The organism is Pseudomonas sp. NPDC096950, assembly GCF_044762525.1.
GTDB lineage: Bacteria > Pseudomonadota > Gammaproteobacteria > Pseudomonadales > Pseudomonadaceae > Aquipseudomonas.
The window spans coordinates 1-13,505 of the sequence record NZ_JBIWEL010000028.1 but is presented as its reverse complement, the minus strand read 5'-3'; the positions used below and the strand labels follow the sequence as shown (position 1 = coordinate 13,505).

Sequence of the window (13,505 nt, the reverse complement as noted above, 5' to 3'; positions counted from 1 at the left end):
TCGATGTGGCATAAATCCAGTGTGGAAGCGAGCCTGCTCGCGAAGGCGTCCTGAAAGGCACTACACAACTACTTTGTTGCGCCGCAATTCTGCAATCCGCTCAACACTGAACCCCAGCTCCCCCAACACCTGATCCGTATGCTCCCCCACCGCCGCCCCGATAAACCGCGGCTCCGGCAACCCCTCGGAAAACTTCAACGGACACGCCATCTGCGTCTGATTCGTCCCGTCACCGCGAGGCACCTCAGTCACCACGCCCCGCTCCTTTAACTGCGGATGCCGCGCCGCCTCGCCCAGGCTCAACACCGGCTCGACACACGCATCGACCCCGGCAAACAACTCGCACAGTTCGGCAAAGTCATGCTTTTCGAATTCCATCTTCAACTCATTCTTCAGCGCCTGTTGCTGCTCAGGTTTGGGCGACAAGCCCTGGGCCGCCAGTTCCGGGCGCCCCAACGCCAAACACAGTTGCTGCATAAATGCCGGCTCCAGGCTGCCCACCGATAACCAGCGACCATCCCGCGAACGGTAATAGTCGTAGAAGCTGCCGCCATTGAGCATCTGCTCTTCGCGCCCCGGCTCCACGCCGCAGGCCAGATACCCGGCGCCGGCCATGGCGTTGAGGCTGAAGGCGCAGTCGGTCATGCTCACGTCGATGTGCTGGCCCTGCCCCGTTTGCTGCCGGGCGATCACGGCTGCCAGCAGGCCGATCACCCCGTGCAGCGAACCACCGGCGATATCCGCCACCTGCATGCCTAGCGGCACCGGGCCGCTGTCGGCACGGCCGGTGTAGCTCGACAGCCCCGCCAGCGCCAGGTAATTGAGGTCGTGGCCGGCGCGGTCCTTGTAAGGGCCGGTCTGGCCGTAACCGGTGATCGAGACGTAGATCAGTTTTGGATTGATTGCCTTCAGCGCTTCGTAACCCAGGCCCAGGCGCTCCATCACGCCGGGACGAAATTGCTCCAGCACGATGTCGTGGTCCTGCAGCAGTTGCTTGATCACCGCCAGCGCCTCGGGCTGTTTGAGGTCCAGGGCGAGGCTGCGCTTATTGCGGTTGAGATAAGCGTGGCTGGCCGACACGCCTTGATCGTGGGGCGGCAGCACCCGCAGCAGGTCCATGCGGGTCGGCGATTCGATGCGCAGGACCTCGGCGCCCATGTCCGCCAGTAATAAAGAGGCGAACGGCCCCGGCAGCAGTGTCGAGAAATCCAGAACCTTGAGTGATGCCAGTGGACCGAGCATGGGTGTTCTCCGGGAGCGATGCCTCCAGACTAGGCAACTGATGGCGTTGCAGCAATCACCTGATGGGTCAGCAAAAATGACCGTTTCGCTCAAATGGCAGGCATGAAAAAACCCGCCGAAGCGGGTTTTTCATTGCAGCGTGTCTTATTTGACGTTGCTTGGGGTTGGGCCTTCGGCCACGCCCAGGTCGTCTTCTACGCGTTCGTCGGAGATGCCGCGACCGCCAGAAGCCAGTTCGGCCTGCATCACGTCGGTGTCCAGTTCCTTGACCCACTTGGCCACAACCAGGGTGGCAACAGCGTTACCGACCAGGTTGGTCAGTGCGCGGGCTTCGGACATGAAGCGGTCGATGCCGAGGATCAGCGCCAGACCGGCAACCGGCAAGTGGCCTACAGCCGACAGGGTCGCAGCCAGTACGATGAAGCCCGAACCGGTCACGCCAGCAGCGCCTTTGGAGGACAGCAGCAACACCACCAGCAGGGTGATCTGGTGCGTGATGTCCATGTGGGTGTCGGTCGCTTGAGCGATGAACACGGCCGCCATGGTCAGGTAGATCGCGGTACCGTCGAGGTTGAACGAGTAGCCGGTCGGGATCACCAGGCCTACGACGGATTTCTTCGCGCCCAGGCGTTCCATTTTGATCAGCATGCGTGGCAGTACCGATTCCGAAGAAGAAGTACCCAGCACGATCAGCAGTTCTTCACGGATGTAGCGAATCACTTTCAGCACGCTGAAGCCGTGAGCGCGAGCGATACCGCCCAGCACCACCAGCACGAACAGCAGGCAAGTGATGTAGAAGCAAGCCATCAACTGACCCAGTTGCACCAGCGAACCCACACCGTAGGCACCGATGGTGAACGCCATGGCGCCCAGGGCACCGAGTGGCGCGAGCTTCATGATCATGTTGATGATGTTGAACATCACGTGGGCGAAGCGATCGATGAAGTCCAGGATCGGCTTGCCGTAGGCACCCAGGCGATGCAGGGCGAAACCGAAGATCACCGAGAACATCAGCACTTGCAGGATATCGCCAGTGGCGAACGCGCCGAAGATGGTGTTCGGGATGACGTTGAGCAGGAAGCCGATCACGCTTTGATCAGCACCGGCAGCGACGTATTGAGCGACTTTGGAAGCATCCAGAGTCGTCACGTCGATGTGCATGCCGGCACCCGGCTGGACGATGTTGACCACCACCAGACCGACCAGCAGTGCAATGGTCGAAACGATTTCGAAGTACAGCAGCGCGTAACCGCCGGTCTTGCCGACCGATTTCATGCTCTGCATGCCCGCGATACCGCTGACGACGGTGCAGAAGATAATCGGGGCGATGATCATTTTGATCAGTTTGATGAACCCGTCACCCAGCGGCTTGAGGGCCACACCGGTCTGCGGATAGAAGTGACCGACCAGGATGCCGATGGCGATGGCAACGATCACCTGGAAATACAGGGATTTGTACAGTGGCTGACGAGTCGTCATTGCAAAGTTCCTCAAGAGTGCCCCATCACAACATCCATCTGTTGCCCGTGACACTTCATTTGCGAACCCTCCTGCACTGGAGGGATTTGTTTTGTCGAGCTGCGCAACGGCAGGCATCTGCCCGTTATATCGCAAAGCCCGTGCCACCTTCGCCGAATTCCCTGCAAGCCTTTTGACATCAAGGGCTGCAAGGTTTTCTTTGTCACCGGTCGGTTACGCCAATGTGGCGGTTTTCCGCCTATCGCCCCGACCTCGTCCTGCAATATGGCGGATATCCGCCTTGTTCATCGCCAAGTCCTGCGGCTACCATCGGCCGCTTAATGGATGGACCTGCCTGATATGCGCGAACGCACCATCGCCAGTCATTTCGCCCGTGCCGCCCTCGGTGGTGCGCGTCGGCGTGGCTATGATTATTCCGGCCTGTTGTTACAACTGGGGATCAGCCCCGAGTTGCTCGACGAGCCCCGGGCACGCATTGCGCCGGAACAGTTCACCCGCCTGATCCAGGGCCTGTGGCTGGCGCTGGACGACGAATACCTCGGATTTGGCCACGCATCGAGCAAACCCGGCAGCTTCGCCATGATGTGCCATGCCATCATCCATTGCCGCAGCCTGGAGAAAGCACTTCATCGCGGCTTATTGTTTTATAGCCTATTCCCCGAAGCTCCGCGCCTGACCCTGAGCCGCGAAGGCGAAATGATCCGCTTGAGCCTCGATGATTCGCAGCTGTGGGACCCGGATCACTTTCTCAGCGAATCCCTGCTGGTGATCTGGCATCGCCTCGGCAGTTGGCTGATTGGCCAGCGCATTCGCCTGGAACAAGCCACGTTCAGCTACCCGAAACCCGAGCACGGCGCCGAATACGATCTGATGTTTCCCTGCCCTCAGGAATTTTCGACGTCCCAGAGCAGCCTGCTGTTTCACAGTCGCTACCTGGGCATGCCGTTGTTGCAGGATGAGCGAACCCTCAAGCATTTCCTCGAACGTTCCCCCGCCGACCTGTTGTCACGTCCGGACGATGGGGACAGTTTGAGCAGCCAGTTGCGCCGCTTGCTCAGCCGCGACAGTGCACGCTGGCCAGACCTCGAAGCCGTGGCCGCACATCTGCACATCAGCCCCCAGACCTTGCGCCGGCATTTGCGTGAAGAAGGCAGCAGTTTTCAGGAATTGAAGGATCAGTTGCGCCGGGACATTGCGATTTATCACCTCGGTCGGGCGGACCTGTCGTTGCAACAGATTGCCGAGCAACTGGGGTTTTCCGAACCTTCGGCGTTTCACCGGGCGTTCAAAAAGTGGACAGGCCTTACACCCGGCGCGTATCGCGCGCAGGAGAATTGAGATTCGGCAATTGACTCTCGGGTGTGTTCACGGGCCTCTTCGCGAGCAAGCCCGCTCCCACAGGGGATCTGTTGTGAGCACATAATTTGTGTACACCCAAGATCCAATGTGGGAGCGGGCTTGCTCGCGAAGAGGCCCGAAAGAACACCTTCAATCCGATCAAACCACCGGAAAATGAATCCGGAACGCCGCCCCGCCCAACGCCGAGTCCCCCAGGGTCAATTTGGCGCTGTAGCTCTCGATGATGTCCTTGACCACCGCCAAGCCGATCCCCTGGCCCGGATGCTGGCGATCCAGGCGTTCGCCGCGTTGCAGAATTCGCGCACGCTGGTCCGGCGGCACGCCCGGCCCGTCATCTTCCACGCACAACTCAATCCCGCTCAGGGTTTCGCGCACGCTGATGCGCACTTCGCTCAAGCACAGGCGATAGGCGTTTTCCAGCAGGTTGCCCATCATTTCCAGCAAGGCGCCCTGCTCGATCGGCACATAACACTGATCCGGCAAATCGAAAGCCACCCGCACCCGCTTGTCGCGGTAGACCTTGTCCAATGTGTCGCAGAGGCTTTGCAGCACCGGGTGCAGGCGCACCTGATGGCGCACCAGACCGCTTTTGCGCAGGCTGGCGCGTTGCAGTTGATAGCTGATCTGCTGGCTCATGCGTTCGATCTGCGATTGCAGCACCCACGCCTGATCACGATCCTCGGGGCGCTGGGCCATGTCCTCGCTGACGCTTTGCAACACGGTCAACGGGGTTTTCAGGCTGTGGGCCAAGTCGTCGAGGGAATCACGATAACGGCTGCGCTGCTCGCGCTCGCTGTGCAGCAAACGGTTGAGCGAGCCGGTCAGGCGCAGCAATTCGCGAGGGTGTTCTTCCGTGAGGCTTTCGCGAGTGCCGCTTTCGATCTCATCGAGTTCCTGGCTTAAGCGGCGCAACGCCTGCAAGCCCCAGGTCAGACCGATCCACAGCAACGCCAACAGCACCAGTAACGCGGCGCCGAAGCCGAGGTAGAGATTTTCCCGCAGGCCTTCAACGGTGACTTCGTACTCGCGCACCGGTTGCAAAGCCACGATGCTGAACGCCGCACTTTTACCGCCCAGCAACTTGACCTCGACGTCGTAGACGAAGAACTCCTGGCCGTTGGCCTCGCGAATCCGCGCAAATTCGTTGCCGCGCCCGTCATAGCGCGGCTTGTAGTTGATGTTTTCTTCCTGGGTGGCTTTCGAGCGCCAGACCAGATGCCCTTCGCGGTCGTAGATGTAGCCGAGCAAACGGCTGTCAGTCAGGTTGAAACGCTCGTCGGGCAGCTGCAAAGGCATCTGCAAGCGGTTGCCTTCCACCCGGGCGGCGGAGATCAACGTGGTGACGTCCGAAGCCAGGCGTTGCTCGATGGAATCCTGCAACGCCAGGCTGAACGCGCCCTGCATCGCCGGCAGTAACGCCAGCATGAACAACACCGCCAACAGGGTGGCGGCGAGCATCAGGCGGACGCGAAGAGAACGAATCAAGTGCAGCGCTCATTGAACAGGTAACCGAGGCCGCGCACGGTGTCGATCGGCTTGAACCCGGCCGGGCCTTCGAGTTTGCGGCGCAGGCGGCCGACCAGCACTTCGATCACATTCGGATCGCGCTCGTCGTCGTCCGGATAGAGCTGTTCCATCAAGCGGTCCTTGGCCACCACTTGCTGGTGATGGCGCATCAGGTACTCGAGGATCCGGTATTCGTAAGCGGTCAGCGCCAGCGGCTGATCGTCGAGGGATGCCTGCTTGCGATTGAGATCGAGCATCAGCGGCCCGGCGACGATGGTCGATTGGGTGAAGCCGCTGGAGCGACGCAGCAAGGCATTGAGCCGGGCGTCCAGCTCTTCGAACTGGAACGGCTTGACCACATAATCGTCGGCACCGGCAGCCAGGCCTTCGACTTTGTCCTGCCAGTTGCCGCGGGCGGTGAGGATCAGGATCGGAAAGGTCTTGCCCCGGGAGCGCAGCTGACGAATCAGGTCGAGCCCGCCCATGCCCGGCAGGCCGAGGTCGATCACCGCCAGGTCATGGTTGAACTGCTCGGTCTGGTACAGCGCCTCTTCGGCGTTGGCCACGGATTCGACCACGTGGCCGCTATCCGTCAGGCGGGTTTGCAGGTGATGGCGCAGCAGCGCTTCATCTTCGACGACCAGCAGTTTCATAACGCTCTCCCGGGCAAAACAACATCTCCAGAGGCATGCGCACACGCCTCGAGGGTCAACATGGCAACGCCGGATCACCCTTTAAAGGTGACCCGGCGCAGGTCTGTCACGAACCGCTTATCAAAAAGCGTAGTTGGCAGACAGGTACGTCTGGGCGCTGCTGTTCAAGGCCAGCGACCCTTGTTTGCTACCACCGCGCTCGCTCATTTCGGTGCTGGCATTGCTGCGCAGGTAACGGTAACCCAGCTCGACCGAGGTGTTCTGGGAAACTTGCTGCAACACACCGACCTGGCCGCCGAGGGCGTAACCGATGTCGCTGTCGCGGCTGAAGCCTGGGGACTCTTGCGTCATCTTGGTGATACCGGCCGTGGCACCGCCGAACAATTTGGTACTGCCGCCCACCGGGTAGAACAGATCGTAGCTGCCCAGCAGGTTTTCCTGACGCAGTTTAATGCCATTGTGCGAGCCCGACACGTTGTCGTACGTGGCGTAGTAACGGCCCTGGCTGTTTTGCTGGCCCAGACGCACACCCCAGGTGGTGTCCTTGCCGATCACGCCGTCGGCGTTCGGGCTGTTGAGGTTGTCGTTCAAGGCGTGGGATTTTTTGACCTTGTCGCTGGTTTGGCCGAGCGTCAGGCCGGCGAAGGTTTCGTCGGTGGCGTGGGCAGCGGCGCTGGCGCTTAAAACGGTGAAAGCCAGAAGCAGTTTTTTCAATCCAGTCATAGGAAGTTTCCTTATGCGCTATCGCTTTTTGGGTACGGGGCAAGGTTACTGACCCCGCCCTGAACTCCCCCTGAACGCACTCTGAACCTAAGCTGAATCAAATCGACTAGGCTGATTTGACGACTTTCTTTGCAGGAGATCCGACCATGCGCATGTTCCTCGCCCTTGTCTTGCTGGCCTTGAGCGGGCTGACCCAGGCTGCGATCAAGACCCAGGAAATCCCTTACCAGAGCACCGACGGGACCCAAATGATCGGTTACTACGCCTATGACGACGCCATTAAAGGCCCGCGTCCGGGCGTGGTGGTGGTGCATGAATTCTGGGGGCTCAACGATTACGCCAAGCGCCGCGCCCGGGACTTGGCCGGGTTGGGTTACAGCGCGTTGGCCATCGACATGTATGGCGGCGGCAAGAACACCGAGCATCCCAAGGACGCCATGGCGTTCATGCAAGAGGCGTTGAAGGACAGCACGGTGGCCAGCGCACGCTTCCAGGCCGGGCTCGATCTGTTGAAACAACAGCCGCAAACCGATCCGAACAAACTCGCGGCCATCGGTTATTGCTTCGGCGGTGGTGTGGTGCTGAACGCGGCACGCCAGGGTTTGCCGTTGAAGGGCGTGGTGAGTTTCCACGGGGCGCTGGCGACCAATACGCCGGCAGCGCCGGGCAGTGTGAAGGCAAAAATCCTCGTGGAGCATGGCGCCAAGGACAGCATGATCACCCCGGATAACGTGGCGGCGTTCAAGTCGGAAATGGACAAGGCTGGCGCGGATTACAAGTTCGTCAGCCTGAAAGACGCCAAGCATGGGTTCAGCAATCCGGATGCGGATCGGTTGAGCCATGGCGATCATGGCGGGCCGGATATTGGCTACAACAAAGCGGCGGATGAGAGTTCTTGGGCGGATATGAAGGCGTTCTTCAAGAAGATCTTTGCTTGAGCCGGTAGACCGCGGCGCGGTGGCTATTCGCGAGCAGGCTCGCTCCCACAGGGGGACGCATTCCAATGTGGGAGCGAGCCTGCTCGCGAATAGCCGCCGCGCCACCGATCTAACCTTTGCACTACCCAGCCCCCGGACAACCCGGCAAAATGCCCGACATGAATCCAGCCCTGCCCGCCTGTTGCACCCCACTCGAGCCCCACTGGCCGTTGCCTTTCGTGCTGCCCGATACCGTGCTGTTGAGCACTCACTTCGACCCTTCGCAACTGGCCGGCGATGACTTCCAGCGCAGCGCCATCGCGCCGCCGGCGAGCATCCAGCGTTCGGTGGCCAAGCGTCAGGCGGAGTTTCTCGCCGGGCGGGTCTGCGCCCGAGCCGCGTTGCAACAACTGGAAGGGCTGAGTTTTATCCCGGCCATTGGCGAAGACCGCGCACCCGTGTGGCCGACGCACATCACCGGTTCGATCACCCACAGCACCGGCCGCGCCGCGGCGATTGTCGCGAACAAGGCGCACTGGCGTGGCCTGGGCATGGACCTGGAAAACCTGCTCAACTTCGAACGGGCTGAACGCCTGGCCGGGGAAATCCTCACGCCACCGGAACTGCAGCGCATGGCCGCCGGTGCGAAAGATCAGTTGGCGTTGTTGGTGACCCTGACCTTTTCAGTGAAGGAAAGCCTGTTCAAGGCGCTGTACCCGATCGTTCAGCAGCGGTTTTATTTCGAACACGCGGAAGTGTTGGAATGGACGGTGGACGGCCAAGTGCGGATGCGGTTGCTGACGGATTTGTCCAGTGAGTGGCGCAATGGGACAGAGCTGGAGGCGCAGTTTGGGGTGCAGGATGGGCAGTTGTTGAGTCTGGTCAGTATCAAGGCCTGAAGATTTTCAGTGTCTGGGCGGGCCCTTTCGCGAGCAAGCCCGCTCCCACATTTTGAAATGCATTCCAATGTGGGAGCGGGCTTGCTCGCGAAGGCGGTCCACCAGCCACCACAATATTCAACGCTTCTCCTGATTCCTCGGCCAACTCAAACTGAAACACGCCCCGCCCAGGCTTTTGCTCTTGCTGATCAACGCCCGCCCGCCGTGCCAGTGCACAATCCGCCGCACGATGGACAACCCCAACCCATGCCCCCCCGAGGCTCGGGTGCGGCTGTCATCGAGGCGCAGGAACGGGGTGAAGATTTTCTCCCAGGCCACTTCCGGCACGCCCGGCCCGTCGTCCTCGACATCCACCCGACAGCGCAACTGCCCCACCTGATAACTGACGGTCACCCGCGACTGCGCATGGCGCATGGCGTTGCTGACCAGGTTCTGCAAGGCGCGGTGCAGGTAACGCGGTTCGGCTTCGACCCAGGCGTCGTCGCAATCGGCGGCCGACAGGCACAACCCGCGTTGCACCGTGACTTCCGCGCGCAGCGGCGCCAGTTCCTCGATCACTTGATTGACCAGTGCATCCAGATCGATCCGCTGGAAATTCAGCGCCGGTGAGCCCTGCTCCAACCGCGCGTAAGTCAGCATCTCATCCACCAGTTTGTCGAGGTCCTCGATGTCGTGGTCCATGCCTTCGCGGTACTTTTCCAGGGCCTGGGGCGTGGTCGCCGAGCCGATCATTTCCAGGCCAAAACGCAGGCGCGCCACCGGTGTGCGCAGTTCGTGGGACACCGCGCGCACCAGTTCACGCTGAATCGCCAGCAACTGCTGCAAGTGCTCCGCCATGCCGTTGAACGCCGACGCCAGGCGCCCGACCGAGTCCGCACCGCGCGCCGGCACGCGGGTTTCCAGGCTGCCCTTGGCGATGCGCGTGGCGGCGGCTTCGAGGCCGCGCAAACGGCGCTCCAGTTGCCGCACCAACAGATAGACGATCAAGCCGATCAGCGTCAGGCCCAGGGCAGCGATCAGCACCAGCCATTCCGGCGGATACGGGTTCATCTGAAACAACGGGCCGATTTCCAGTACCCACGGCGTGCCGACCATGCCGGCAAACACCCGGATCGAATCGCCGCCCTTGCCCAACGCCATCACCGTGTCGCCTTCGGACACCCGGCGACTCTGGTCTTCGTCCATGTCCGCCTGTTCGACCGTGACCAGCCGCAGGTCGAAACCAAAACCTTTGTCTTCCTTCAATTGCGCCAGGCGCTTGGGTTGCTCGGCGACCGGGTAGCGCACCAGTTCGTCCGCCAGCAGGTAAATGGTCGCCCGGGCCAGTTGTTCGCTGATCTGCTGCACTTCCCCGGTGAGCACCAGTTGTTCCTTGTCGCTGACCAACCGGTAAACCTTTGCCGCATGGGGCCCGGTCTGTTCAACCAGCGCCTGGCCACGCAACACGCGGGTGCGCTGGGTCAGGTCGAGGTCGGTCTGGGAGAACGTCTGCAACGCCAGGGGAATCCCCAGCAGGCGCTCCCACACCAGCAAGGCGCGGTGGCGCTCGGTTTCGTTCATCGGTTGCAGGTTGTCGGCCATCAGCGAGAAGGTGCCGTGGGCCAGGCGTTCGCGGTATTGCTCGCTGCGCACCTGGTTGAGCAGGTGCAGCGCCAGCACGCCGAGCACCGCCACGAGGATCAGCGCCGCGCACATGCCGCCGTAGATGCGCAGAAAGATCGAATTCACAGGGGCAGGTCTACGCAGGCTTCCGGCACGAACAGGTAGCCTTTGCTGCGCACGGTCTTGATCAGCCGTGGGTGATCCGGGTCATCGCCGATCTTCGGGCGAATGCGTGAAATGCGCACGTCGATGGAGCGGTCCTGGCCGTCATAACCGATGCCACGCAGGGCGGTGAAGATTTCTTCTCGGGACAGAATGCGCCCGGCGTTGGCCACCAGCAGCCAGAGCAGATCGAACTCGGCGCTGGTCAGTTCGATACCGTTGTCATTGAGCCAGGCTTCACGCAGCGCGTTGTCCACCACCAGCGGGCCGAACTGCAGGCGCCGGAGTTTTTCCGGGGCCACTTCCGGCGTTTCGCTGCGGCGCAACAAGGCCTGGATTCGCGCCAGCAACAAACGCGGGCGCACCGGTTTGCACACGTAGTCGTCGGCGCCCAGGTCCAGGCCGAGAATCTGGTCGGTGTCGTCGGTGCGGGCAGTGAGCATCAGGATCGGGCCGTCGAACTTGTCGCGCACCTTGCGGCAGATGCTCAGGCCATCTTCGCCGGGGAGCATCAGGTCGAGGATCACCAGGTCCGGCTGCTCCTTGATGATCCGCGTGGCGGCCAGGGCGCCGTTGCCTTCGATCGCCACGCGCAGGCCATTGGCTTCGAGGTAATCGCGGGTCAATTCGGCCAGTCGCTGGTCATCTTCGACAATCAATACCTGCCAGGCTTCTTGCTCCACGGGTGACCTCTGCTTGCCAACAACACTAATAAGGAAGGATCCCCCCGTCTTTTTGTAATGATTGGGGAGGATAAGAATGCGTGTGTACGGCCGATTGTATAAACGTCGCCCGGCGAGAAAACAAGTCGGCAAATGCGTTCGGACAACCCGGTTTTTTGTGATAGGGTTCGCGCCCTTAAAAAACCGCCCGGACTGTTTTCGATTGTGAAAAAACCATGACAAACGGTCTACTCCAGTAGGGTCGCGGCCTACACGCTGTTTCCACCTTTCACACACAATTTACGCACAGGTTTATCCACAGGTAGTACGTTGCAATCACCCCCCAAAACGCATTATCTTGTACCTCGGCGCTAAAAAAACCCTACATGTAGGGTTTCAGCCCAAAAACCAAACACAAACCAGACACCGATTTCAAGCGCTTTTATTGCCTTTGTCTGGTTGAACCAAACGTATTTCAAGAAGCCCAAACCGCACGAGCGGATGGCTACTGTTTTTGAGCCCAAAAAGGTAAGAACGGTACGGGTGTTGCAGTCCCCAACTGTCACCCGACACGAATTCGGTCTTCAGCCCCAGGCTTGAGACCAAAGACTTCGGCATGGAAGCGGCGCCCTATAGCCCCCTTCCTACTGTCCCGAAGTTGTTATGCCCGGCGCTCGCCGGTTGTAGTGCTTCAGGACGGAACGGTGGGCACCGTGATGGTGCCCAAACAAACATAGAGAACGTGGAGACACCCATGCAAACCGACACAACTCGCGAGAACCCGCAGGGCACCTTGCCGCAGGCCGCTGATTCGACTTCGGATCTGTCCGCCACCGCGCCTGGCCAACTGCGCGTGATCAAGCGTAACGGCACTGTCGTTCCTTACACCGATGACAAAATCACCGTCGCCATCACCAAAGCGTTTCTCGCAGTTGAGGGCGGCACCGCTGCCGCCTCGTCGCGAATCCACGACACCGTTGCCCGCCTGACCGAACAAGTCACCGCAACCTTCAAGCGTCGCATGCCTTCGGGCGGCACCATCCACATCGAAGAAATCCAGGACCAGGTCGAACTGGCCCTGATGCGTGCCGGCGAGCAGAAAGTCGCTCGCGACTACGTGATCTACCGCGACGGTCGCTCGAAACAACGCGCCGCCCACGCCCCGGCCGAAGAAGCAGTCAACGCTCACCCGTCGATCCGCATCACCCGCGCCGATGGCACCTTTGCTCCCCTGGACATGGGCCGCCTGAACACCATCGTCACCGAAGCGTGCGAAGGCCTGGAAGAAGTCGACGGCGACCTGATCCAGCGCGAAACCCTGAAAAACCTGTACGACGGCGTGGCCCTGACCGACGTCAACACCGCCCTGGTGATGACCGCCCGTACCCTGGTCGAGCGTGAGCCGAACTACTCGTTCGTGACCGCCCGCCTGCTGATGGACACCCTGCGTGCCGAAGGCCTGAGCTTCCTGGAAGTTGCCGAAAGCGCAACTCACCACGAAATGGTCGACCTGTACGCCAAGGCCCTGCCGGCCTATATCGCCAAGGGCATCGAATTCGAATTGCTGAACCCGATCCTGGCCACTTTCGACCTGGAAAAACTCGGCAAGGCAATCAATCACGAGCGCGATCAGCAGTTCACGTACCTGGGCCTGCAAACCCTGTACGACCGTTACTTCATCCACAAGGACGGTATCCGCTTCGAACTGCCGCAAATCTTCTTCATGCGCGTGGCCATGGGCCTGGCGATCGAAGAGAAGCAGAAAGAAGACCGTGCGATCGAGTTCTACAACCTGCTGTCGTCCTTCGACTACATGTCGTCGACTCCGACCCTGTTCAACGCCGGCACCCTGCGTCCACAGCTGTCCAGCTGCTACCTGACCACCGTGCCGGATGACCTGTCGGGCATCTACCACGCGATCCACGACAACGCCATGTTGTCGAAATTCGCGGGCGGCCTGGGCAACGACTGGACGCCGGTTCGTGCCTTGGGTTCGTACATCAAAGGCACCAACGGCAAATCCCAGGGCGTCGTACCGTTCCTGAAAGTAGTGAACGACACCGCCGTTGCCGTTAACCAGGGTGGCAAGCGCAAAGGCGCTGTCTGTGCCTACCTGGAAACTTGGCACATGGACATCGAGGAGTTCATCGAACTCCGCAAGAACACCGGTGATGATCGTCGTCGTACCCACGACATGAACACCGCCAACTGGATCCCTGACCTGTTCATGAAGCGCGTCTTCGATGACGGCAAGTGGACCCTGTTCTCGCCATCCGAAGTTGCGGAAATTGACGTAATGAA

11 protein-coding genes are annotated in these 13,505 nt (G+C 60.6%); 4 read left to right on the top strand and 7 right to left on the bottom strand.

Annotated elements, in window-relative coordinates; all coding sequences use genetic code 11:
• Positions 1-60 precede the first annotated feature (60 nt).
• Both ACIQY3_RS29365 and ACIQY3_RS29360 read right to left on the bottom strand, forming a co-directional pair.
• Complete coding sequence (locus ACIQY3_RS29365; protein WP_403026877.1) at positions 61-1,242, bottom strand: CaiB/BaiF CoA transferase family protein; 1,182 nt, start codon at positions 1,240-1,242, stop codon at positions 61-63.
• Between the two features lie 144 nt (positions 1,243-1,386).
• The gene (locus tag ACIQY3_RS29360; RefSeq protein WP_123407106.1) at positions 1,387-2,721 is read right to left on the bottom strand and encodes a dicarboxylate/amino acid:cation symporter; all 1,335 of its coding nucleotides are present in this window, start codon (positions 2,719-2,721) and stop codon (positions 1,387-1,389) included.
• A gap of 339 nt (positions 2,722-3,060) precedes the next feature.
• Here ACIQY3_RS29360 and ACIQY3_RS29355 point away from each other — a divergent pair, with 339 nt between their 5' ends.
• The gene (locus tag ACIQY3_RS29355; RefSeq protein WP_403026872.1) at positions 3,061-4,059 is read left to right on the top strand and encodes an AraC family transcriptional regulator; all 999 of its coding nucleotides are present in this window, start codon (positions 3,061-3,063) and stop codon (positions 4,057-4,059) included.
• A 159-nt stretch (positions 4,060-4,218) separates the two neighbouring features.
• On the opposite strand, the gene ACIQY3_RS29350 is transcribed toward ACIQY3_RS29355, so the two are convergent.
• The 3 genes from ACIQY3_RS29350 to ACIQY3_RS29340 all read right to left on the bottom strand — a co-directional run bounded on the left by ACIQY3_RS29350 (position 4,219) and on the right by ACIQY3_RS29340 (position 6,962).
• Entirely contained in the window at positions 4,219-5,565 is a 1,347-nt protein-coding gene (locus ACIQY3_RS29350; RefSeq protein WP_403026869.1) for an ATP-binding protein, read from the bottom strand.
• The gene (locus tag ACIQY3_RS29345; RefSeq protein ID WP_290028449.1) at positions 5,562-6,239 is read right to left on the bottom strand and encodes a response regulator; all 678 of its coding nucleotides are present in this window, start codon (positions 6,237-6,239) and stop codon (positions 5,562-5,564) included. The genes ACIQY3_RS29350 and ACIQY3_RS29345 overlap by 4 nt, the downstream gene beginning before the upstream one ends.
• A 120-nt stretch (positions 6,240-6,359) precedes the next feature.
• Positions 6,360-6,962, bottom strand: a complete 603-nt coding sequence (locus tag ACIQY3_RS29340) for an outer membrane beta-barrel protein (RefSeq protein ID WP_054054834.1) — start codon at positions 6,960-6,962, stop codon at positions 6,360-6,362.
• 146 nt (positions 6,963-7,108) lie between these two features.
• Between ACIQY3_RS29340 and ACIQY3_RS29335 the strand changes: the two genes are divergently transcribed.
• Both ACIQY3_RS29335 and ACIQY3_RS29330 read left to right on the top strand, forming a co-directional pair.
• A complete protein-coding gene (locus ACIQY3_RS29335) occupies positions 7,109-7,900 on the top strand; it encodes a dienelactone hydrolase family protein (protein ID WP_403026864.1) in 792 nt (263 codons plus the stop codon).
• 149 nt (positions 7,901-8,049) lie between these two features.
• Positions 8,050-8,778: a 4'-phosphopantetheinyl transferase gene (locus ACIQY3_RS29330; RefSeq protein ID WP_403026861.1), complete on the top strand. Its 729-nt coding sequence runs from the start codon at positions 8,050-8,052 to the stop codon at positions 8,776-8,778.
• Positions 8,779-8,895: 117 nt separating this feature from the next.
• Here ACIQY3_RS29330 and ACIQY3_RS29325 read toward each other — a convergent pair whose 3' ends face one another.
• Positions 8,896-10,506, bottom strand: a complete 1,611-nt coding sequence (locus ACIQY3_RS29325; protein WP_403026858.1) for an ATP-binding protein — start codon at positions 10,504-10,506, stop codon at positions 8,896-8,898.
• Positions 10,503-11,225, bottom strand: a complete 723-nt coding sequence (locus tag ACIQY3_RS29320; protein WP_403026856.1) for a winged helix-turn-helix domain-containing protein — start codon at positions 11,223-11,225, stop codon at positions 10,503-10,505. Before ACIQY3_RS29320 ends, ACIQY3_RS29325 begins: the two co-directional genes overlap by 4 nt.
• 733 nt (positions 11,226-11,958) lie before the next feature.
• Here ACIQY3_RS29320 and ACIQY3_RS29315 point away from each other — a divergent pair.
• Positions 11,959-13,505: ATP cone domain-containing protein (locus ACIQY3_RS29315; protein WP_403026853.1), on the top strand; the 1,547-nt coding region annotated here is incomplete at its 3' end.

Coding starts and splice junctions, on each gene's coding strand:
- ACIQY3_RS29365 (WP_403026877.1), bottom strand. CDS start 1,242: ATGCTCGGTCCACTGGCATCACTCAAGGTTCTGGATTTCTCGACACTG.
- ACIQY3_RS29360 (WP_123407106.1), bottom strand. CDS start 2,721: ATGACGACTCGTCAGCCACTGTACAAATCCCTGTATTTCCAGGTGATC.
- ACIQY3_RS29355 (WP_403026872.1), top strand. CDS start 3,061: ATGCGCGAACGCACCATCGCCAGTCATTTCGCCCGTGCCGCCCTCGGT.
- ACIQY3_RS29345 (WP_290028449.1), bottom strand. CDS start 6,239: ATGAAACTGCTGGTCGTCGAAGATGAAGCGCTGCTGCGCCATCACCTG.
- ACIQY3_RS29340 (WP_054054834.1), bottom strand. CDS start 6,962: ATGACTGGATTGAAAAAACTGCTTCTGGCTTTCACCGTTTTAAGCGCC.
- ACIQY3_RS29335 (WP_403026864.1), top strand. CDS start 7,109: ATGCGCATGTTCCTCGCCCTTGTCTTGCTGGCCTTGAGCGGGCTGACC.
- ACIQY3_RS29330 (WP_403026861.1), top strand. CDS start 8,050: ATGCCCGACATGAATCCAGCCCTGCCCGCCTGTTGCACCCCACTCGAG.